21 protein-coding genes and 1 pseudogene are annotated in these 20377 nt (G+C 49.0%); 18 read left to right on the forward strand and 4 right to left on the reverse strand.

Annotation, left to right across the window (positions count from 1 at the left end; translation table 11 throughout):
• Positions 1-170: 170 nt before the first annotated feature.
• The 4 genes from ACXAF9_RS12170 to ACXAF9_RS12185 all read left to right on the forward strand — a co-directional run bounded on the left by ACXAF9_RS12170 (position 171) and on the right by ACXAF9_RS12185 (position 4049).
• On the forward strand, positions 171-1571 hold the full coding sequence (locus ACXAF9_RS12170; RefSeq protein WP_475074520.1) for a hypothetical protein: 1401 nt from the start codon (positions 171-173) through the stop codon (positions 1569-1571).
• Positions 1568-2545, forward strand: coding sequence for a hypothetical protein (locus ACXAF9_RS12175; RefSeq protein ID WP_475074522.1), 978 nt, complete (start codon positions 1568-1570; stop codon positions 2543-2545). Before ACXAF9_RS12170 ends, ACXAF9_RS12175 begins: the two co-directional genes overlap by 4 nt.
• Positions 2546-2559: 14 nt before the next feature.
• On the forward strand, positions 2560-3522 hold the full coding sequence (locus ACXAF9_RS12180; protein WP_475074525.1) for a hypothetical protein: 963 nt from the start codon (positions 2560-2562) through the stop codon (positions 3520-3522).
• Between the two features lie 119 nt (positions 3523-3641).
• Positions 3642-4049, forward strand: coding sequence for a CBS domain-containing protein (locus tag ACXAF9_RS12185; protein ID WP_475074528.1), 408 nt, complete (start codon positions 3642-3644; stop codon positions 4047-4049).
• Between the two features lie 3 nt (positions 4050-4052).
• Here the strand turns inward: ACXAF9_RS12185 and ACXAF9_RS12190 are convergent, their stop codons facing one another.
• Positions 4053-4592 (reverse strand): DUF924 family protein, encoded by a 540-nt coding sequence (locus ACXAF9_RS12190; protein ID WP_475074530.1) that lies wholly within the window; start codon positions 4590-4592, stop codon positions 4053-4055.
• 38 nt (positions 4593-4630) lie between these two features.
• Positions 4631-5284: a histidinol-phosphatase gene (locus ACXAF9_RS12195; protein WP_475074532.1), complete on the reverse strand. Its 654-nt coding sequence runs from the start codon at positions 5282-5284 to the stop codon at positions 4631-4633.
• Positions 5285-5430: 146 nt separating this feature from the next.
• Here ACXAF9_RS12195 and ACXAF9_RS12200 point away from each other — a divergent pair.
• The 13 genes and pseudogenes from ACXAF9_RS12200 to ACXAF9_RS12260 form a co-directional block, all read left to right on the forward strand.
• Positions 5431-5910: pseudogene (locus tag ACXAF9_RS12200) on the forward strand (RNA pyrophosphohydrolase); the annotation flags it as partial.
• 122 nt (positions 5911-6032) lie between these two features.
• Positions 6033-8309, forward strand: a complete 2277-nt coding sequence (gene ptsP / locus ACXAF9_RS12205; protein WP_475074534.1) for a phosphoenolpyruvate--protein phosphotransferase — start codon at positions 6033-6035, stop codon at positions 8307-8309.
• A gap of 88 nt (positions 8310-8397) precedes the next feature.
• Positions 8398-9213, forward strand: coding sequence for a sulfite exporter TauE/SafE family protein (locus ACXAF9_RS12210; protein WP_475074536.1), 816 nt, complete (start codon positions 8398-8400; stop codon positions 9211-9213).
• Positions 9214-9239: 26 nt separating this feature from the next.
• Positions 9240-10055 carry a prolipoprotein diacylglyceryl transferase gene (lgt, locus tag ACXAF9_RS12215; protein ID WP_475074537.1) on the forward strand — a complete coding sequence of 272 codons (816 nt, stop codon included), beginning with the start codon at positions 9240-9242 and terminating at the stop codon, positions 10053-10055.
• Positions 10056-10058: 3 nt separating this feature from the next.
• Positions 10059-10910, forward strand: coding sequence for a thymidylate synthase (locus ACXAF9_RS12220; protein ID WP_475074539.1), 852 nt, complete (start codon positions 10059-10061; stop codon positions 10908-10910).
• A gap of 50 nt (positions 10911-10960) precedes the next feature.
• Positions 10961-11362, forward strand: coding sequence for a hypothetical protein (locus ACXAF9_RS12225; RefSeq protein ID WP_475074541.1), 402 nt, complete (start codon positions 10961-10963; stop codon positions 11360-11362).
• Between the two features lie 144 nt (positions 11363-11506).
• Positions 11507-11923, forward strand: coding sequence for a DUF2169 domain-containing protein (locus ACXAF9_RS12230; RefSeq protein ID WP_475074543.1), 417 nt, complete (start codon positions 11507-11509; stop codon positions 11921-11923).
• Positions 11924-12209: 286 nt separating this feature from the next.
• The gene (locus tag ACXAF9_RS12235; protein WP_475074544.1) at positions 12210-12404 is read left to right on the forward strand and encodes a hypothetical protein; all 195 of its coding nucleotides are present in this window, start codon (positions 12210-12212) and stop codon (positions 12402-12404) included.
• Between the two features lie 49 nt (positions 12405-12453).
• Positions 12454-12915, forward strand: coding sequence for a hypothetical protein (locus ACXAF9_RS12240; protein WP_475074545.1), 462 nt, complete (start codon positions 12454-12456; stop codon positions 12913-12915).
• 26 nt (positions 12916-12941) lie between these two features.
• Positions 12942-13298, forward strand: coding sequence for a hypothetical protein (locus tag ACXAF9_RS12245; protein WP_475074548.1), 357 nt, complete (start codon positions 12942-12944; stop codon positions 13296-13298).
• Positions 13274-13516 (forward strand): hypothetical protein, encoded by a 243-nt coding sequence (locus ACXAF9_RS12250; RefSeq protein WP_475074551.1) that lies wholly within the window; start codon positions 13274-13276, stop codon positions 13514-13516. Before ACXAF9_RS12245 ends, ACXAF9_RS12250 begins: the two co-directional genes overlap by 25 nt.
• A 14-nt stretch (positions 13517-13530) precedes the next feature.
• Positions 13531-13971 carry a hypothetical protein gene (locus tag ACXAF9_RS12255; RefSeq protein WP_475074553.1) on the forward strand — a complete coding sequence of 147 codons (441 nt, stop codon included), beginning with the start codon at positions 13531-13533 and terminating at the stop codon, positions 13969-13971.
• 71 nt (positions 13972-14042) lie between these two features.
• Positions 14043-14984: a hypothetical protein gene (locus ACXAF9_RS12260; RefSeq protein WP_475074555.1), complete on the forward strand. Its 942-nt coding sequence runs from the start codon at positions 14043-14045 to the stop codon at positions 14982-14984.
• Between the two features lie 65 nt (positions 14985-15049).
• Here ACXAF9_RS12260 and hmuQ read toward each other — a convergent pair whose 3' ends face one another.
• Together hmuQ and ACXAF9_RS12270 are read right to left on the reverse strand one after the other, a co-directional pair.
• On the reverse strand, positions 15050-15352 hold the full coding sequence (hmuQ, locus tag ACXAF9_RS12265) for a heme-degrading protein HmuQ (RefSeq protein WP_475074557.1): 303 nt from the start codon (positions 15350-15352) through the stop codon (positions 15050-15052).
• Positions 15353-15635: 283 nt separating this feature from the next.
• Positions 15636-17810, reverse strand: coding sequence for a 4Fe-4S binding protein (locus ACXAF9_RS12270; protein WP_475074558.1), 2175 nt, complete (start codon positions 17808-17810; stop codon positions 15636-15638).
• 143 nt (positions 17811-17953) lie between these two features.
• Here ACXAF9_RS12270 and hypF point away from each other — a divergent pair, with 143 nt between their 5' ends.
• On the forward strand, positions 17954-20371 hold the full coding sequence (gene hypF / locus ACXAF9_RS12275) for a carbamoyltransferase HypF (RefSeq protein ID WP_475074560.1): 2418 nt from the start codon (positions 17954-17956) through the stop codon (positions 20369-20371).
• Positions 20372-20377 lie beyond the last annotated feature (6 nt).

The raw sequence follows: 20377 nt of genomic DNA on the forward strand, positions 1-20377 counted from the left end.
GTATTTGATCGGGTTATTGGAAAGAAGAGAAATGAACGCACAGAGCCTGAGTTTGGTCCGTGCGTAAAGGGTGTTTTTCAGGGACGACTAATTACAATAAGAATCTTATAAGGAGTATAGGACGTTTTCTGTCGGTTTTTAAATACCCCTTTGTTCAGTCATACAACAACATGGATGCCGCGGTACATAAATTCGTAACTGTGTTTTTTAAAAGCGGTCCGGTAAAGGTTAATTATATAACAGATGTCAATAAGGCGTTTGCCGATATTTTTGCAAATGGTGACCTAAAAACCACTGAATATATCCTAAAAGCATGGCGTGAGGAGGCCGCTACCCGCAGTAAAACAGGTGCCTTTCGAGAAAACCCTTATGTGTTTGAAAAGCCCATAGATCTGCACGTTGTTAAACCGAATGTCGATTTAAACTCTAGAGGCGTTAATAACGTATCAAATATTCCGTTTGAGGAAATGTTTTCTCAAGCTGCTAATGGTTTTTGCTTTTTAGCCGCTTTGTTAACCATTGCAGATAGCGTTAATAGCTTCAATAAAGAAATGACGAGTGATAATGACTTCGTCAACGTTATGCTACACCCCGCAACGCAAATTTTAGGTGCCGGATTGGATATTGGATCTGCTGTAATTGGTATGCAGCAAAACAGTATGGCTCTAAATTTAAAAGGAAAAATAGTCGGGGAGTGGCTTGATAAAATAACAGCGGGAGCTATCGATACAACAGCAAAAAGTGGCCTCAGTAAAGTTGGTATCGCTATTGTAGGCTCGGCTGCATTGGCCACCATATTGATAGCGGGTGCCTCTTTAATCGATAGTGTCGATAAAAAAGACCGGGCTGGCATTATTGGCAACTCAATGTGGTTAGCATCCCCTATGTTAATCACAACAGCGATGTATAACTTAGGTAAAGAGCGAGTAGTACTAACACTGGCCGGTATGGCGTTACCTTGGGCGTGGGTCAATATATTTGGTTATATACTCTTGTTTGCGGGTTTTGTGGTGCTGTTCTTTCAACGGAACGATCTGCAAAATTGGGTTCGCGACGGTTTTTGGGGTACGAATGAGGATATATTGGATGATGAAGAACGACCTAAAAAGGCCAGTTTTATGATTGAGTGTTATGTTAATTATAATACAGAAGATCATTTTAATTTTATTAAAGATTATCAAGATAATTTTTATGATAAAGACGTAACTCGCCTTTATCAATTATCTTCCTATATTAAATTGGAAGATGATATTAAGTTGGATGGTAAGGTGGGTGTAGTATCCAATTTGATATATGAAGAGAAAAGTTTGGATCGTTTTTCAATTCTCTTAGAAGTGGCGGATGCCCCAGTTGGGGATATGATGGAATTTAGGCAAGTTGTTGAAGGTGGCGCTTTTTTAGAGTATCTCGATAAAGATAAAGCCTATCTTAAAGTGGATAAAGAAGTGTGTAAAAAAGTTGCTCGATTTGCTGGTAATCGTCGTATTTATGTACGGGTGAAGTTGTTTTATAAAGATGTGAACTTTTCGAATACCAGTGAATGGTTGTCTTTAGCGTTGAGTGATGTGTGATGCAAATTTTTTATATGAATGGAAAAAAACTCTACTCTGGTGATGCGCTTCTCAAATTTGATGAGTTTATTCAGTATTTTGGTTTAAAACGCAGCTTTCGATATGTAAATGGATGCGTTGTACTAGAGCCCTTTATGCAGATGTGGCTCAGGTCTATTTTTGTAATGCTGTTTATTGTCGGGATGACATTTCTGATATTAAGTGGATCTTTTGGGTCGCAACGTGGTTCTATTATTAATGAACTAAGATGGTATTATGATTTCGAAGACAGAGCATATGAAGAGTATATTAGATTTGATGGTGATTTTGATCCAAGAAAAGAGTCAGATTTGAGGCGATTTGATAGTGTAAAAGAAAACTATAAAACCCACAGTCATATTCCTTCCGAATTGGCCCCCCTTCTAATTGCTACTATTCCTTTACTCATCAGCTTCTTCCGCCGTCGAGAAGCTTTAGTGGTCTTCGATAAAGAGCGCCGTCTTATTTATACAGTGAAAGAGGGTAAGGTTTACTATCATAAAGTATACGACCTTAACTATCTTCCTTTTACAACAAATACGGGTGCTATATCGGCCAGTTCGCTGATCATTCCATTAAACGTAGGTTTATATCAGTGGCAAAACGAAAAATGCTTGATGCAGAAAGAGGTGTTCAGTACAGGTATCTTTTACCCCGACAGCAATTGCCAGCAGCAGTTTTTATGTATTTTGCTGAATGCTTATTTTAGTAACCAAAATAGAGGCAGCAATGATGAATGGCTTACCTCTATTCTAACTACTGGGCCTTCCAAAAATTTTTTAGAATACTTAGATAAGATTGTTCTGTTTAGCTTTAGAAAGCGAGAAGACCCATTCGCACCAGAAGTGCAAGCGGTTGTCGATCAGATCATGGATCAGTTTAAAGACTTAGAGGAGGGTGATATGGATTTTGAAGCGTTTGATTTTAGCTACCGCAAGCCGCTGGGTACGCAATGATCTCTATTTTCTACATGAATGGAAAAAAACTCTACTCTGGTGATGCGCTTCTCAAGTTTGATGAGTTTATTCAGTACTTTGGTTTAAAGCGCAGCTTTCGATATGTAAATGGATGCGTTGTACTAGAGCCCTTTATGCAGATGTGGCTCAGGTCTATTTTTGTAATGCTGTTTGCTGTTGGGATGACATTTCTGATATTAAGTGGATCTCTAGGGACGCAACGTGGTTCTATTATAAATGAATTGCGCTGGTATTACGATTTTGACGATCGTGCTTATGAGGAGCTTATGTATAAGCCATATATTGATTATGATTTAAATAATGATTTTCATGTTGAGATTTTTGAAAATAAAAAGCGTTCTTGGAAAAAGCATAGTCATATCCCTCCCAATCTAGCTCCTCTACTAATCGCTACCGTTCCTTTGCTTATCAGCTTCTTCCGCCGCCGAGAAGCTTTGGTGGTCTTCGATAAAGAGCGCCGTCTTATTTATACAGTGAAAGAGGGCAAGGTTTACTACCATAAAGTCTATGATCTTAACTATCTGCCTTTTACAACAAATACGGGAGCTATATCGGCCAGTTCGCTTATCATTCCATTAAACGTAGGTTTGTATCAGTGGAAAAACGAAAAATGCTTGATGCAGAAAGAGGTGTTCAGTACAGGTATCTTTTATCCCGATAGCAACTGCCAGCAGCAGTTTTTATGTATTTTGCTGAATGCTTATTTTAGTAACCAAAATAGAGGCAGCAATGATGAATGGCTTACCTCTATTCTAACTACTGGGCCTTCCAAAAATTTTTTAGAATACTTAGATAAGATTGTGCTTTTTAGCTTTAGAAAGCGAGAAGACCCATTCGCACCAGAAGTGCAAGCGGTTGTTGATCAGATCATGGATCAGTTTAAAGACCTAGAAGAGGGTGATATGGATTTTGAAGCGTTTGATTTTAGCTACCGCAAGCCATTGGGGACTAAGTAGCGATTTTTGAGGTTTTTTTAATAATCTTTGGCTATGACGCATATTGCTAATCGTCATTGGGAATGGCGTTTGTATCGCGCAATACTGGTTGCAACTAACCAACCCGTTCGAGGTGCACCATGCAAAAGGTCAAACAGATTATGGCAAAGAACGTCACACCACTGCGGGTATCCACTCCGCTGGTGGATGCGGTGGATCTATTGATCAAAAGCGGATACTTAGGCTTGCCAGTTGTCGATGACAAACGCCAACTGGTGGGGTTCCTCTCTGAGCAGGATTGCATCAAGGCCCTGATCAACGACTCTTATCACTGTGAGTCGCACATGGTCGTGTCCGACATCATGCACAAAAAGCCGTTGTTCGTATCCCCAGAGCTGTCGGTGCTGGAACTTGCCACCATCATGGGGCGCGATAAACCCAAGCTCTTCCCGGTGGTTGATGATATCCAGCGTGTTGTCGGCGTGGTCAGTCGTGCGCAGGTGATGAGTGCTTTGAATCAGTCACTTAAGGCGTGTCGGGTGGCCTAACCTTCAAAAACTCGAGTTAGGCTCTTTCAAAAAGGCGAGCTCTTCCTCTGTTGAGGTTCGCCCGAGTATCTCGTTTCGGTGTGGGTAGCGTCCAAAGCGGTCGATGATCGCTTTGTGGCGCAGCTCCGAATCGTAGAATGGCTTTTCGCCAAGCTCCTTGAATAGGCGTTCTGCCGTTTCGTGTATCTTTTTTGATTCGCTGTGCATAAACGGCATGTACATAAAGCAGCGTTGCATGGATGTCAGCGATTGGTCGGCGCTCTGTTGTAATGCCTCCTGAGCAAGAGCTAGCGCTTGGGCATCCTGAGCAAAGGCGGCAGGTGTGTCGCGGTGAAGGTTTCGAGAAAACTGATCCAACACGATGATTTCAGCAAGGCGACCTTCTGGGCTTTCACGCCAAAAGGCCAGCTCGTTCATGCAGGCCTTGTGGTGAAGATCGCCAAAGCGAGATTCGATGGTGCGATCGAGCGTTTCATCCTTAATAAACCATTGCTTGGGTTCGAGTTCCTGATACCAAAAGTTGAGTACGGTTTGTGGTGTCATGATCGCTCCTTAATCGTTGGATGAAACGCTGTGTCAGATCAACGCAAACTGATGACCGGCCAGCCGCGCTCGTTCGCGATCTGGGTCAGTGTTGGGTCGGCATCGACGGCCACTGGGTTTTCGACCACTTCGAGCAACGGAAGGTCATTACGGGAGTCGCTGTAAAAGTAGCTGCCTTCCAGTGCATGGTCGTTATCGGCTAACCAAGCGTGCAGGCGTTTGACTTTGCCCTCTTGGAAGCATGGGGTGCCGGCCACTTTACCGGTGTACAAGCCGTCGATCTGTTCTGGGTCGGTGGCGATGATCTCATCCACACCCAGGCGTGCTGCAATCGGGGCGGTTACAAAGCGGTTGGTGGCGGTGATGATCAGCAGATAATCGCCACGGGCTTTGTGGTCTTGCAGTAAGGCGAGCGCTTTATCGGTGATCATCGGCTCGATCTTGGTGGCCATAAACTCCTGATGTAAGGCATCCAGTTGATCGTTGGGGAACAGGGTCAGTGGCTTTAAGGCAAACTCCAGAAACTCATAGATATCGAGCGTGCCATCCACGTACTGTTGATAGAAGCGGTCATTGGCGTCTTTATACACAGTGCGGTCGACTATCCCTTTTTCGCACAAAAACTCGCCCCACGCGTGGTCGCTGTCACCGTGTAACAATGTGTTGTCCAGATCAAAAATTGCCAGGCTCACAAGCCGTCTCCTCAGGTATGCCGTGAGATCGTTCACCGATCATTGGAAGCGCTATTGTACCTGCCAGAGTCGGGCGCTTGGCAAGCTATTTGCGGTTTGACCGAAGTATGGAACAATAGGGTTAATTAAAGTTTAGGATAACTATTGTGATCGATTCAGACGGGTTCAGACCGAATGTAGGTATCATTCTGGCAAACTCTCTGGGTCAAGTGCTTTGGGCGCGACGAATCGGACAGGATGCCTGGCAGTTTCCGCAAGGTGGCATCAACGATGATGAAACCCCGGAACAAGCCATGTTCCGAGAACTAAAAGAGGAGATAGGCCTCTCAGCGAACGATGTTGAAATCATAGCTGTAACGCGCGGCTGGTTACGCTACCGGCTACCCAAGCGCATGATTCGGAGACACTCGCACCCCATCTGTGTGGGGCAAAAACAAAAATGGTTTTTACTGCGAATGCTCAGCCAGGATGATGCGGTGACCATCGACCATACCGACTCACCAGAATTTGACGGTTGGCGCTGGGTCAGTTATTGGTATCCCCTAGGACAGGTCGTTTCGTTTAAACGCGAGGTGTACCGTAAGGCAATGAAAGAATTATCGCCTAAACTGTCTAAGGTGGTCGAAACTGACTACGAAGAGTTTACGGTGACAGATCGACGGCGTTTCTCCAATAAACGCAGCAGTCGAGGTCGCCCCTCGCATGATCGACATTGACGATGCGAGATCAATTTAACTAAGGAATCGCCATGCTGGAATTGCTGCGAAAAATCGTTCAGGAGGTCGGATCGGCACAAGATGTCGATACAGCCCTTGATGTGATTGTTCGCCGCATTCAGCGTGGTCTTCGCACCGACGTCTGTTCGGTGTATCTGTTTGATCACCCCACTCAACGTTATGTTTTACGTGCCTCGCAAGGTTTGAACGCCAACGCGATTGGGCGCGCTTCGCTCTCCTCCTCGGAGGGGATTGTCGGATTGGTCGCACGTCGTGCTGAGCCGATCAACCTTGAAGATGCCGAAACCCACCCAGCTTACTGCTACCTACCCGAAACGGGTGAAGAGCAATACCACGCCTTTTTAGGGGTGCCGGTCATCCACCGCCGTCAGGTGTTAGGTGTCTTGGTGGTACAGCAGAAAGCGATGCGCCGTTACGACGAAAGTGAAGAAGCTTTCATGGTGACTGTATCAGCTCAGCTGGCGGGTTTGATTGCTCACGCAGAGGCCAGCGGTACGGCCGATGAAGAGATCCAATCGCCTAAGCGGGTGGTCAGTCGTCGGTTTGATGGGGTGGCCGCGTCCGCGGGTATCGCGATAGGTCAGGTATCGGTCATGGCGCCGCTTGCGAATTTGGATGCGGTGCCAGATAAACAAACCCAAGACATTCAAGGCGAGATCGATCGCTTCAAAAAAGCCTTGGAGCGAGTCCGTTGTGATATTCGCGGCGTGAGCCAGCGACTGGAAAAGAAGCTGCGCGATGATGAAAAAGCGTTGTTTGATGCCTATCTAAAGATGTTGGATGACAGCACCATTGCCGGTGAAGTGATCAAGCTGATCCAGGCAGGGCATTGGGCGCAAGGGGCGTTAAGCCAAGTCATCATCGCCAACGCGAATATTTTCAGCATGATGGATGACCCTTACTTAAGAGAGCGCGGAACCGATGTTCGCGATCTGGGTAGGCGAGTGCTTACTTACCTTCAGCAGGTTGATAATCCGGGTGATGTGGAGTTGCCGGATAACGCGATTCTGGTCACCGATGAGCTGACCGCCACCATGATGGGCGAAGTCTCCATGGATAAGGTCGCGGGGCTCGTTTCGGTGAATGGTTCGGGTAACTCCCATGCGGCGATCCTAGCGCGCTCGATGGGGATTCCTACCGTGATGGGGATTACCGATCTGCCGTTTAGGCGATTGGATGGCCGCTTTGTGGTGGTCGATGGCTATTCTGGCCGCTTATACGTCGAGCCATCGGAGGAGCTCTTATCCTCTTATCAAGAGATCGTTCGTGAACAGGCCGAAGTGGCCGCAGGGCTTGAGATGCTGCGCGATCTTCCGGCGATTACTAAAGACGGTCATCGAGTGCCTTTGTGGGTCAATACCGGTTTAACGGCGGATGTTGCACGCTCCCTTGAGCGCGGTGCCGAGGGGATTGGGCTGTACCGTACCGAGATTCCGTTTATGGTGCGGGATTTCTTCCCAAGCGAAATGGAACAGACCCAAACCTATCGAAAACAGCTCGAAGCCTTTGCGCCTAGCCCGGTTACGATGCGTACACTCGATATTGGTGGCGATAAAGCGCTGCCGTATTTTCCCATCAAGGAGGACAACCCCTTCTTAGGATGGCGTGGTATCCGAGTCACGTTGGACCACCCCGAGATCTTCCTTGTGCAGATACGTGCGATGCTGCGCGCGAACGAAGGGTTGAATAACCTACGCATCATGTTGCCGATGGTGACCAGTGTCTACGAGGTGGATGAAGCCAATAAGCTGATCGACCGAGCAGTGCGTGAGCTGCAAGAAGACGGTCATCAGGTCAGCCGTCCCCACGTTGGGGTGATGATCGAAGTCCCTGCCGCCGTCTACCAAGTGCGCTTGTTTGCTAAACGGGTGGATTTTATCTCGGTTGGCTCCAACGATTTGGCTCAATACCTGTTGGCGGTGGATCGAAACAATCCGCGAGTCTCTGGCTTGTACGCCATGTACCACCCGGCGGTACTCAAAGCGCTGGAGTACATTGCACGTGAAGCGCACAAAGAGAAAATCCAAGTTTCGATCTGTGGCGAGATGGCGGCGGAACCCGCGGGTGCTTTGCTGTTGATGGCGATGGGGTACGACGTGCTGTCGATGAACGCCAATAACTTGCCACGGGTGAAATCGGCCATCCGCGGTGTGCGCATTGAGCAAGCCCGAACCCTCTTTTACAAGATTCGTCGGATGGATGACACCGATCGCATCAAGGCGTATATGGAAGAGGCGATCCGCCGCTTAGGCCTTGGGCAGCTCAGTCAGCCAGAGTTGCCAAGCTAAGGTCAGTTTGATCAACATTCCGTTGACCCGTCGGTATCGATTGGTAACTCTGCTACACTAGCGTTTTTTCACGACGGCACTCCTTTTCATGTTTGACGCACACATGTTGTTCACGATCCTTATGTACCTCGCCCTTGGGGTAGGCGCCGGCATTACCGCAGGGCTTTTTGGTATTGGCGGTGGGTTGTTGATCGTTCCGGTTTTGGTCTTCAGTTTCGGTTTGCAAGGCATCTCGCCGGATGTCTTAACCCATGCTGCGGTTGCGACCTCGCTTGCGACCATCGTGTTTACCTCGATCAGTTCGATCAAAGCACACCACGATCGCGGTGCGGTGCGCTGGTTTGTTTTCAAACCACTCGCCGTAGGTATCGCCATCGGGGCGATTTTAGGGGCCTTTACCGCAGATCAGATCAAAGGGCCGCACCTACAAATCATTATTGGTGTGTTTGCCATCGTGATCGGACTGCAAATGTGGTTCAACATCAAACCCAAAGGCGGAACCGAACTGCCCGGCAAAGCGGGACTGACCGGGGCCGGTGGCGTGATCGGTTGGGCGTCTGCTATTTTTGGGATCGGTGGTGGCTCGTTATCGGTGCCTTTCCTAACATGGAAATCGATGCCGATGCAGCAAGCGGTGGCCACCTCGGCCGCGTGTGGTCTGCCCATCGCGCTTATGGGGGCGGTAACGAACATCTACACCGGATGGCAATCCCCAGAGATGCCTGAGTGGAGTCTTGGTTATATCTACCTACCGGCGTTTATCGGCATTGTCATGAGCAGCGCGTACTGTGCCCGCATTGGCGCAAAATGGGCGCACAGCTTACCGGGCGATAAACTCAAACGGATTTTTGCGGTCTTTTTATTTCTTGTGGGTGTTCGCTTCCTGTTAGCGAACCTGCTGTAACCCAATTAATCGATTAAGGAAGCAGTATGTGGGTGCATGACATAAACCCAATCGCCATTGATCTTGGCTTTTTCCAAATCCACTGGTACGGATTGATGTACCTGATCGGCTTTGGTGCCGCATGGGGGTTAGGTATTTATCGTGCTCGTCGCGCCAACTCCGGTTGGAGTGAAGAGATGGTCTCTGACCTCGTGTTTTGGGGCGCACTCGGCGTGGTCGTCGGTGGCCGCGTAGGTTATGTTCTGTTCTATAATTTTGATCAGTTTCTCGATAATCCGCTCTCTTTATTTGCGGTCTGGGAAGGCGGAATGTCTTTCCACGGTGGCTTGATCGGCGTCTTGGTGGTGCTGGCTGTCTTTGCGCATAAATATCAAAAGACCTTCTTCCAGATCGGTGATTTTGTAGCGCCGCTTGTGCCGATAGGCCTTGGCGCGGGACGTGTGGGTAACTTTATCGGCGGCGAGTTGTGGGGGCGTCCAACGGATGTCTCTTGGGCGGTGATCTTCCCACGCGCGGGTGATGGCCTTGCGCGACATCCGTCCCAGTTGTACGAAGCGTTTTTAGAGGGTGTGGTGATGTTCACCGTCCTCTGGTTCTACACCGCTAAGCCTAAACCACGGGCGGCGGCATCGGGGCTGTTTTTGATCTTATACGGTTGCTTCCGCTCGTTTGTTGAGTTCTTCCGTGAACCGGACGAGCACATCGGATTTATCGCCTGGGGATGGCTCACCAAAGGGCAGCTACTCTCGTTCCCGATGATCGCCATCGGTCTGGTGATGATGATTTGGGCGTACAAACGCAACTTGATGCCAAGCGCTGAAGGCAAAGCGGTAAAAGGGTAAACCATGAAACAATATTTAGATCTGTGCCAACGCATCATCAACGAAGGCGAGTGGATTGAAAACAATCGCACGGGTAAGCGTTGCCTGACCGTAATCAACGCCGGAATGACGTACGATGTCGGCAATAACAATTTCCCGATGGTAACCACACGGAAAACCTTCTGGAAGTCGGCGATTGCCGAGTTGATCGGTTACTTACGGGGTTACGATAACGCCGCGGATTTTCGAAAACTAGGTACCAAAACGTGGGATGCAAATGCGAACCTGAACGACGCCTGGTTGAATAATCCTTTCCGCACAGGCGAAGACGATATGGGGCGCGTGTACGGTGTTCAAGGTCGGCGCTGGGCGAAACCGGATGGCGGTCACATCGATCAGTTGCGAAAAATCGTGGACGATCTTTCCAAAGGAGTCGATGACCGTGGCGAGATCCTGACCTTTTACAACCCAGGCGAGTTCCACATGGGGTGTTTGCGCCCTTGTATGCACACCCACACGTTCTCGTTACTGAACGACACCCTGTACTTAACCTCTTATCAGCGCAGCTGCGATGTGCCGTTGGGCTTGGTGTTTAACCAGATTCAGGTCTTCACCTTGTTGGCGCTGGTGGCCCAAATTACTGGTCGCAAAGCGGGCTTGGCGTACCACAACATTGTGAATGCGCATATCTATGAAGATCAGGTGGAACTGATGCGCGATGTGCAACTCAAAAGAGAACCATTTGATCCGCCGAAGTTACATATTAATCCGGACATCAAATCCCTAGAGGATTTGGAAACATGGGTAACGATGGATGATTTTGAAGTCGAAGGCTATCAACACCACGACCCCATTCAATATCCGTTTTCGGTGTGATTGATCCCAGAGTTAAGGCCGCCTAAGCGGCCTTGTCACAGGAGTCATCTATGAAAACGCGTGCGTTATTGCTTGCCTTACCTTTGCTCTTCTCATCAGCTGTCATGGCGGATGAAGCGGCCGATACCGAAGCGGCTAAAAACTTAAGAGCGTATCAATACATTGCGATGGCCGGGGCTTTTGCCAGTCAGTGCCAAGCAGCAGAAGGGGCGGAACACGCGGCTTTTGCAACCAACCTAAATCACGCTAAAGCCGCGACACTCGAGAGCATCACAACGGCGCAACCGAGCGTGACCTCCGACCAAGCTCGGGGTGAACTGAACCGTTTAACCGATGCAGTTAATGCGAAAGCCAAAGACGTGATCGCCAAAGAAACCTGCGATGGTGAAATGGCAAAAGATATGATCACCGCTTACCACCAGTTGGCCCAGCAGGATTTCTCGGATTTATAACCCCACTTCGTAGGGTGCGTTTTATGAGCGCACTCTACAGACCGCATTCTTGATCAGAGAGTGTTCAATTATACGTTTGCTCTGAAGGTTCTCATTAATTAAAGAATATGATTAACTGATTCAAAAACGCATTCAAGGATTGATATGTCGGCCCCCGATACGGCGTTGGAAAATCCGCTTCCTAAAGCAGAGCTTCCTGAGGTTCTGAACCATACAGGTTCTCCCAGTCAGTATTTCCAAACCGTTGATCCACACTCGGATGTTTACCACATCATTGCCCTTAAAGTGAGCTATGACATCACACGTGTCAGCGAGAATGGACAGCTTTACAAGTCGGATGTTCAAGCGCCTCTCGCTACGCAAGATATGTTTGAGGCAGAGGTGGATAAAAGCGATCTTCTTTTCGAAAATGATTTGTCACCCTATAAGCCCAAATGCGATTTTTATCTCTCTAACGCCATTAGCTATGCACCTGACAGCCAACGACAGACAGATTGGGTTGCCGGGATTTCTTTGGGTGAATATAAAAGGTCATTCGGATCATTGGCCCGAGCTATTTAGAGCGGCACTTTCTTGGGTATAAAGCGGCGGCTATCGAGCCCATACAGCTTTTAAACCTTCACCCGACTTGCCCAAAAATTCGCTTTTATTTACCCGCGCATCAATTTCGCTGCCTTATCCGACTGAACAACGGTGTGATGATGTTTAAACCCTTTCAATTAGACACCGTTCGTATTGATATGAAAACGCTGCAGCTTCATGGCACCTATCGGGTCGCGGTTCCTGCGTCTATTAATGTTAGAGTTCTGGAAACGCATCAAGTACTCGCCTTTAAGGATCGGCTCTGATGGCTAAAAATACCGCCAGCATCGCGACTCGGTACGTTGGGACTTACAATTACGTCACGCCTACCACTAAACCCTCGTCATTAGAGTGGGGTAACGTCGGCGAGTGGATCGATTTCGGGGTGAAGGGTGCAGGGCATGTCATCACGGATGTGGTGCCGTATGGGCTTGGTGGTAATGTTCGAGGGCCAAATTAAGATGAAAGGGCGTTTACTGGCATTACTGATTATTGTGGGGAGTGTATGTATGGCGTCGGGATGTCAAAGTGCTGAGGTGATCCAATTGGTGAATGATTACTCTGATCGAGTTGAAGCAAGCCAATACAAATCCGATCAATTTGAAGCAAAGTTCAGCGTCAATGGTGTTTACCCGACCATTGTGATTAAGCAAAAAGATTACGATCACTACGTCGTTTGGTTGACCTTGTACAGTGAGTCGAGTGAGAAATCGATACAGGTCAGTGATCTTTGGGTCAGCAGCGATGTTAGATTTGAATCACCAATGGACGATGTATCTGAAGCTCTGATGGCGAAAAGCGGCTTGTATGAATCGGTGAGTGCATTAACGCTTCTGGACGTTGATTCCGTGAAAAATACGCCTGATAAAACCTTTGATGTTGCGTTTACCTTGACGGTTGATGGAGAGGTGCAGCGAATCAAATTTTCGGTTAACAAAGTCATTAAACAGTTTAGCGTGACGCCGACCTAATCGTCCTTGAAAGGTTATGGATAACCATGAGAAAACCACGTAAAGGACGAGTCCATCCCAACCAATATGGCAGTCCCGGTACCATGGGAAATACCACAGGCATGATTGTGCCTGTGGATTCACCCATGGCGCAAAAAGCGACCATTAAGCCTGAGACGCCTGCCGAAAAAAGCTGGTGGGACAGTTGGGGAGACTCGGTGCATCTTGGATTGGACGTTGTCGGTATGATCCCCATCGTGGGTGAGGTTGCGGATTTAGCCAATGCGGCTATTTACGCGGCCGAGGGGGATTACGTTAACGCATCGATCTCGGCGGCCTCAGCCGTACCGGGTGTGGGTAATGCTGCAACGGCCGCGAAATGGATCCTCAAGATCACCAATTAACCTCAAGCCACGGGACACAAGGTTTAGCAGGGCAACAATACCGCTCGAAAATTCAAGCTTTGATTGATTCTGGTAAATGGCGGGAAGCGATGGCGACCGAGATTTTCGATATACGGGAGTTGCAACGCGCCTTAGGTGATCCTAAAAAATACAATGAAGCCATGCTGGAAATGCTGGAGTATTTCAAATGCTTAGAACAGCATGAGCTACTAGGATAAGAAGTGGATAAATAATGGATAAGTTCAAAGTACTATCAGGCGTTTCAGTAGGTAATATCGTGTTCGATAGCGAAAAGGCAGCTCTGTTAACCGCGATGGGTTCGCCGAAAATTGATCTTAATCTACGGGGTATTAACAATATGGTTTATGAATCATGTGTTGTACTTCTTGAAAATGAGAAGGTGGTTGAGGTGAGTTTTAAAGACTTCTCTCTCATTGATCTGATGGGGATCGATTTTGAATCCATGACCCATAAAGAGACCCTTACTGCGCTCTATGCATTGGATAAAAATGTGTATGAAAGTCTGGGATTTTTCGTTTTCACCGATCTTTGTGTATCGTTGACCGGTTTTGAAGCTCAAAATGGGGATACCTCTGATAAAGCGATCAACTTTTTTGCAAAAGGTCGCTGGGATTCACAGTTAGATCAGATGACCAAACGCTACGGTTTCTAAAAGGCCTGCCTCCTAAGTTATTCTTTTTTCATTATTTGTTGGCTTCTCCTTATCGTCGTGGATCGTACTCTATGCTTACTTATCAACAACTATCGGAATACTTAGGACAAGCGGTAACGTCACCGCAGATCACCTCTTTTTTTACAGAGCTCAATATCCAAGAACAGCCCGAAGCTGACGTAAGTGCAGATCGTTATCATGATTGGGTACTGATCAGCGATCTTGGCTTGGAGTTAGGCTTTTCAGATGCTCATTGCTTCCACGCGAAGCCCTATTCTTGGTGGGGAGAGGGTGAATTATTGCTAACTCAGCTCTACTTTTATCAGGGTGTAGAAGATGAGATTGCGCCCTTTACCGGTGTGATGCCGTTCGATATCGAGTTTACGGACGACCGAAACGCGGTTAGACAAAAGCTCGTTGATCATGATCATTGCCGTCGATCCTATCTTTCCGACACATGGGAATGGCCAACAACCTATCTAAACGTTCAATACGATGATGAAGGATGCGTCGAGAAACTGGCTTATTGCTTAAAATCAGAGTCTTTTCCTCCACAGGATCGGCCTCTGATATTAAATGCTGAGTTTTTAATGGGTTGTCTAGGACACGAAATCAATGACGTAATGGCGCAGCCTCCGTTTATGGCGTTAAGCGAAGAAGATCGAGCCGAATGCTTTGATGATGAGGAGATCGATCTTCGTCATCGAAACGGCGCCGAGCTTTATTTCCTAACTCAAGAGAAAACCCTTTGCACATCGGTGCTGTTTTACGCCGACCGTATGCTGGATGCTACACAGTGGACGGGAACACTTCCTTTTGGTCTGAAGTTCAATATGACACCCAACGAGCTGATGGAGCACATCGCTGAGCCACCATTAGAGCAGCGTGATTATGCACTGGATGGCTTTGCTATATGGGAAAAAGAGGGTGTCCGTTTGCATGTGCTATACAGCACATTGATGAATCAGATTTTGCGAGTGAAAGTCAGCTTGTATCAACCATCAATTTCCTAAAACCATATTAAGGTAGAGATGCTGTTCGCACTTCAGTCCTTAGCTGTTTTACCAAGCAAGAAGATCTATAAAACCTGAGTAAACCCTTCAAAGTGCGGTGGCCCAAGATAGACATCTTTGGAGCTACCAGCATTAGCGTGCGCTTTTCGAAACGCTTCTGAGCGGGTCCAATCGTAAAAGGCTTGTTCCGACTCCCAAATCGAGTGGGAGGCAAACAAGGTGCATTCGTCTGTGGTTGGACCTTGTAGCAGATGAAACTCTTTAAAACCCGGTACGTCGCTTAAGTGACTGTCGCGGTTTTTCCAAATCTCGATGAATTCAGCTTCTTTTCCCAGCGCAATTTTAAAACGGTTCATCGCAACATACATGGCGGCGCGTCCTTTCTTAGAGTGTGTCTGTAAGTGATACCACAGGCAGGCCAAAGGGGTAAAGCGGCTCTGTCTCTTTTACCGGATCACAATGTAAAAACTGCCAATGAGCCTGTTTGGATGAAGTGCTGTTTTGTTTTAAGTTATTGATTTATAAATCAAAAATAAATTGGCATGCCAGTTACTATATTCCTATTAACGCCACAACAGAGATGTCGGTTGTGAACACGAAGTGGTTACGCCTTTGTGAACAGCTTTTTTGATGCAAGTGCCGTCGGGGTGCTTACGGCGTATAAGTTCGAACCGAAGGGATGCGCTGCTCGGTTGCTCGTTTGGCCTTCTTTGCTTTAATCAACTTGTCTGCGCACTGAGTCTCATCATGCAAGATCACAATGCACTCTAAACATTGAATGCACTCGTTATAGTCGATCTCCCCATCGCGCTTTATCGCTTTTATCTCGCATCGACGATGGCAGGTTTGACAGGGATTTCCGCAAAACTCGATGCGTTTAAGCCACTCGAACCGTCTGAGTAAACCAATCACAGCAAGCCCAGCCCCAAGTGGGCACAAATATCGGCAATAGAACTTGTGGATAAACATACCGACCACCAGCAACAGCACGGCATAGAGGACAAACGGCCATGTCCGATCAAACACTAAAGTGATGCTGGTTTTAAAGGGTTCGACTTCGGCGAGTTTCTCCGCCCATGTGAGGGAGTAAAAGGAGATGCCGACCAAGCTGATCAGGATCAGATATTTGATGTGGATAAGTCGGCGGTGCCAAGCATCGGAGATGCGAATCTGCTTCACGTTTAGCGTTTTACCCAGCCATGATGTCATCTCCTGAAGGGCACCAAACGGACAGAGCCAGCCACAGAATAACCCTCGTCCCCAAATGAATAAGCTAACAAAGGTCACGCACCATAAAATGAAGATTACGGGGTCGAGTAGGAAGAGCGTGATGTCAAAGCCGTCCACCAGCGCGTGCAAAAGCGTATAAATATTAACGACTGAGAGCTGCCCTTGGGCATAAAAGCCGATGAAAAAGAGGGTAAAGAACAGGTAGGCCCAGCGGAACCGGTGAAAGTGGGGCGAGCGGCTCCATCGGTCTTGGCGGATAAACATCACCAGTAATATCACCAAGCCCACCCCTAAAATGGCGATGGATAACCAGCGGTCTATCCAGAGTTTTGCCCAAAGCGGCAAGGGTTTTTCAGCGGCCTCTATTGTTTGGGTTTCCCATTCGCTGCTTGGGAGTTGATAGGTGGTTTTGAATCTTGCGGTATCGTGCACCAGATGATTTCTGGCCAAATTGGCATGCAGGGTTAACAACCATTCGGTGCCCGGGTCAAAACCGGCGCTGCCTTTAATCCTAAAGATATGACTCGTCCACTCATCATCCAACGTCAGTTTTTGTCGCAGCGCGTCCGCCAAATCGGGGCTGTTGATGTCCCGAATCTCCATCGAGAGCCCCGCTTGTTCTAATGAGATTCGAGCCGGCACCGTGGCGGGGGTATAGTCGTCGCTGGCGTGAGGGTATAAGCCCTTCGAGGCGATCCAGATGAGATGATCACCGTCCGGTAAGGTGGCCAGCCATTCGCTAAAACTTGCTTCTCCCAGTAAGTTAGCACCTACTTGCCTCGCGTTTAGATAGGCGATTTTTACTTGAGTAAAAGGGGCTTCGGTATCAAGTGGGCCGTCGAGCTCTGGAAATTGATCTAACGAGCGGCCTAATGCGCTTTCGGCGTCCTCTTGGCTGATGGTCCATGTTTGGATCAACCCAGCTTTAGATAACTGCTCGGGCGTTTGTACCTCGAGTGGGCGGTCAATCAAACGGGTTTGCGTTGGCAGAGCAAAGCCATCGAGTTTGGCTCTGGCGACTTGTAGCGCGGTGGTCAACACCACATCGTTGATGATCATCACCGACACGGTGGCTTTGGTGACGCCATCAAAGATGACGGTACTGTTATCGCTTTTGCTGAGTGAGTCGTTTTGGGCGCTGCCGACGATGATCTGATCTTTAACGGATCGGCCTTTGTATTGTGCCAAAAACTGATGCAGGGCGTCGTTACCTAAGCCGTGCAGAAACACCGGTTCGTGATGATCGATCACCGTCACATCCTGAAACTCGCCGTTGGGTTTTAAGCCAATGAGGAGTTTGATCGGTTTGCCCGCAAAACCCGGCAGGTCGTTGATCTCATCGGACAGCCACGCGTAGCCGATCAGCTCATCCAGCTGATAAATCGGGTACACAGGCGGTTTGGATTGTTTATCGCCTACGCGGGTTAATTTGGGGAATAAGCCGCGAAGCGGCAGGCCATCCACCCGCTCGGACTCGACGTAGTGCGGCGCCATCACCGCATCGTTGGCATCGCTTGGGGCTGCTTGCATCAATATAAGCAGCATCAACAGCCACGCGCACAACCCAAATGCTTTGGTAATCCTTGACGATTGCATGTTCAACGGTTCTTATTATTTTCGTTTTAGGGGCGGTTCTTAGACTTCACTGTGAACCTGCACCCAAGCGGATGCAATTAGACCGGTGGGTGAGTACCAAAGTACTGAACACCGTGTCGGTTACTGTTTAAGGTAGATCAGGTTTGGAAAAGAGTCAGCGCTGGGTCGTCACGGGTGTGGTCCAAGGGGTGGGGTTTCGCCCGTGGATCTGGCAAGTCGCGCATCAATTGGGTATCAAAGGGACGGTATGTAATACCGCCGTTGGCGCGCAGATTGATCTTTATCAGCCGACAAGCGCGCAGTGCGATGCGTTTAGGCTCGCGCTAAGCTCGACACCGCCTCTGTGTCGGATTGATTCGGTCACGGTTCATCCCATAATTTTGCCCGAAGCTGTCGGGTTTGAGATCCAAACCTCACAAATGGGCGACCCGCACGCAGGCGTGCCCGCCGATGCCGCTACCTGTCAAGCTTGCTTGGATGAGATGAACGACCCAACCAACCGCCGCTACCAATACCCCTTTATCAACTGCACACACTGTGGGCCGCGCTTATCGATCATTCAGTCCATCCCTTACGATCGCGCCTCAACCACCATGGCAGCGTTTGAACAGTGTGATGCGTGCCTAGCTGAATACACCAACCCAGCGGACCGACGCTTCCACGCACAACCCAATGCGTGCCCTGTGTGTGGGCCAACGGTCTGGATCTGTGATCAAGAAGGCGAGCCTGTATCAACTCAGGATTGGGTGAGCCTAATGGTCGATGCATTAGAGCAAGGCCAGATCGTGGCGATCAAGGGCGTAGGTGGCTTTCACCTGTGTTGTGATGCGACGCAAGCTGAAGCCATCAAGCGGCTTCGTGCACTGAAACATCGACCCGATAAACCCTTAGCGGTGATGTTTGCCTCCCGATCGGCTTTATCGGAAACACCTTCTGTTAAAGCACTTTCTCACGATGCACAGTCGTTGCTGTGGGCAACCTTACAAAGCCCCATCGCACCGGTTGTTTTGGTACCTTGGAAACCTACGAGTCAACACGATGGGCAGAACGCAAATGACATCGCCTTCAACGAGCTCGCCCCACGCCAGCACCGTTTGGGTGTGATCTTGCCCTACAGCCCAATCCATCACCTAGTGATGCAGGCTTTTCAGCGACCTTTGGTGATGACCAGCGGTAATCGATCCGGTTTTCCACAGGCGATCACCAACGATGCGGCGCTGACCCAGTTACGCGGCATTGCCGACTTTTTTGTCCTCAATAACCGAGATATCCACAACCGTGTTGATGATTCGGTATTGGCGCTGAATGTTGGACTTACCGAAAGCTGCACACCTTCGACCGAGGTGCTCCGCCGCGCTCGGGGCTTATCGCCTTGGATGTCGCCGCTGCCTAACGGGTTTGATACGCAGCACGAGTGTGTGGCCCTTGGAGCAGAGCTAAAAGCGGCGCAGTGTTGGATTAAAGCGGGGCAGTGGATTGTCAGCCAGTATCTGGGCGATATGGATAACCCCGCCAATCAAGATGCCTACCAGCAAACGGCGGCTTTGTACCAAGGCTTGTATCGTCACTCCAATCAACATTGGGTGGTGGATCAGCACCCGGGCTATCGCACGGTTCAGTGGGCAGAACAAGCGAAGCAGTCGGGTGGGATTCGAACGGTGACGCAGGTTCAACACCATCATGCGCATCTGGCCTCTTTGTTGGCGGATCATCATTTACCCAAAGACACCGAAGTACTTGCACTGTGTTTTGATGGCACAGGGCTGGGTGTGGATAACACCTTGTGGGGCGGTGAATGGCTTTTGGGTGGGTATCGATCCGTTAAGCGGGTCGCCTCGCTTGCGCCCTTCGCCTTGATCGGCGGCACGGCGGCCATTCAATCCCCTTGGCGTTCTTGGTTAGGGCAATGGTTAGCGGCTGGGCTTTCGGGAGCCCCCAACAGTGCCTTTGCCTCACTGAGCGACAAACCGGTCGAGCCGTTAAAAGCGATGGCCCAAAAGGGCTTAAACAGCCCGATCACAAGCTCCATTGGTCGTTTGTTTGATGCGGCAGCGGCGGCGTTGGGTGTTGCACCCGATAAAGTCACCTACGAAGGGCAAGCGGCGATAGAGCTGGAAGCCCTTGCCATGCAATCGACGTGGGTTAAACGCCCCTTTGATCAGCAGCTAGCGTTCTGTCAAAAGGTGAGCCAAGCGTGGCCAATAGATATTTTAGAAGATCGCTTAACTCTGAACCCTGCGCCTTGGTGGCAAGACATTCAAGAGGCTCACGGGTTGACAGCACCGGATTGGGCATGGCTTTTTCATCTTCGCTTGGCGATCAGCGCCGTTGAGTTAACCACTCGTGTGCTAAAGCTTGAGGAGGGCTTACCTTTAACCATCGCGCTCACGGGCGGTGTAATGCAAAACGCTTCACTTCGGGAGTTGATCACCCTAACGCTTACATCGGCTCATCCTGAGGCCGTGGTGCTGACCCATCAGCAACTGCCTGCGAACGATGGCGGTTTGTGTGTTGGTCAAGCGCTGGTGGCGCTGGCAAATCATGAAGTGGATGGAAACTAACCTCTC

Source organism: Neptunomonas sp. ABH4_499 (assembly GCF_056160565.1).

What these genes read in the sequence shown, in the direction of transcription:
- ACXAF9_RS12170 (WP_475074520.1), top strand. Translation starts at nt 171, where the DNA reads ATGGATGCCGCGGTACATAAATTCGTAACTGTGTTTTTTAAAAGCGGT.
- ACXAF9_RS12180 (WP_475074525.1), top strand. Translation starts at nt 2,560, where the DNA reads ATGAATGGAAAAAAACTCTACTCTGGTGATGCGCTTCTCAAGTTTGAT.
- ACXAF9_RS12185 (WP_475074528.1), top strand. Translation starts at nt 3,642, where the DNA reads ATGCAAAAGGTCAAACAGATTATGGCAAAGAACGTCACACCACTGCGG.
- ACXAF9_RS12190 (WP_475074530.1), bottom strand. Translation starts at nt 4,592, where the DNA reads ATGACACCACAAACCGTACTCAACTTTTGGTATCAGGAACTCGAACCC.
- ptsP (WP_475074534.1), top strand. Translation starts at nt 6,033, where the DNA reads ATGCTGGAATTGCTGCGAAAAATCGTTCAGGAGGTCGGATCGGCACAA.
- ACXAF9_RS12210 (WP_475074536.1), top strand. Translation starts at nt 8,398, where the DNA reads ATGTTTGACGCACACATGTTGTTCACGATCCTTATGTACCTCGCCCTT.
- lgt (WP_475074537.1), top strand. Translation starts at nt 9,240, where the DNA reads ATGTGGGTGCATGACATAAACCCAATCGCCATTGATCTTGGCTTTTTC.
- ACXAF9_RS12220 (WP_475074539.1), top strand. Translation starts at nt 10,059, where the DNA reads ATGAAACAATATTTAGATCTGTGCCAACGCATCATCAACGAAGGCGAG.
- ACXAF9_RS12225 (WP_475074541.1), top strand. Translation starts at nt 10,961, where the DNA reads ATGAAAACGCGTGCGTTATTGCTTGCCTTACCTTTGCTCTTCTCATCA.
- ACXAF9_RS12230 (WP_475074543.1), top strand. Translation starts at nt 11,507, where the DNA reads ATGTCGGCCCCCGATACGGCGTTGGAAAATCCGCTTCCTAAAGCAGAG.
- ACXAF9_RS12235 (WP_475074544.1), top strand. Translation starts at nt 12,210, where the DNA reads ATGGCTAAAAATACCGCCAGCATCGCGACTCGGTACGTTGGGACTTAC.
- ACXAF9_RS12240 (WP_475074545.1), top strand. Translation starts at nt 12,454, where the DNA reads ATGGCGTCGGGATGTCAAAGTGCTGAGGTGATCCAATTGGTGAATGAT.
- ACXAF9_RS12245 (WP_475074548.1), top strand. Translation starts at nt 12,942, where the DNA reads ATGAGAAAACCACGTAAAGGACGAGTCCATCCCAACCAATATGGCAGT.
- ACXAF9_RS12250 (WP_475074551.1), top strand. Translation starts at nt 13,274, where the DNA reads ATGGATCCTCAAGATCACCAATTAACCTCAAGCCACGGGACACAAGGT.
- ACXAF9_RS12255 (WP_475074553.1), top strand. Translation starts at nt 13,531, where the DNA reads ATGGATAAGTTCAAAGTACTATCAGGCGTTTCAGTAGGTAATATCGTG.
- ACXAF9_RS12260 (WP_475074555.1), top strand. Translation starts at nt 14,043, where the DNA reads ATGCTTACTTATCAACAACTATCGGAATACTTAGGACAAGCGGTAACG.
- hmuQ (WP_475074557.1), bottom strand. Translation starts at nt 15,352, where the DNA reads ATGTATGTTGCGATGAACCGTTTTAAAATTGCGCTGGGAAAAGAAGCT.
- ACXAF9_RS12270 (WP_475074558.1), bottom strand. Translation starts at nt 17,810, where the DNA reads ATGCAATCGTCAAGGATTACCAAAGCATTTGGGTTGTGCGCGTGGCTG.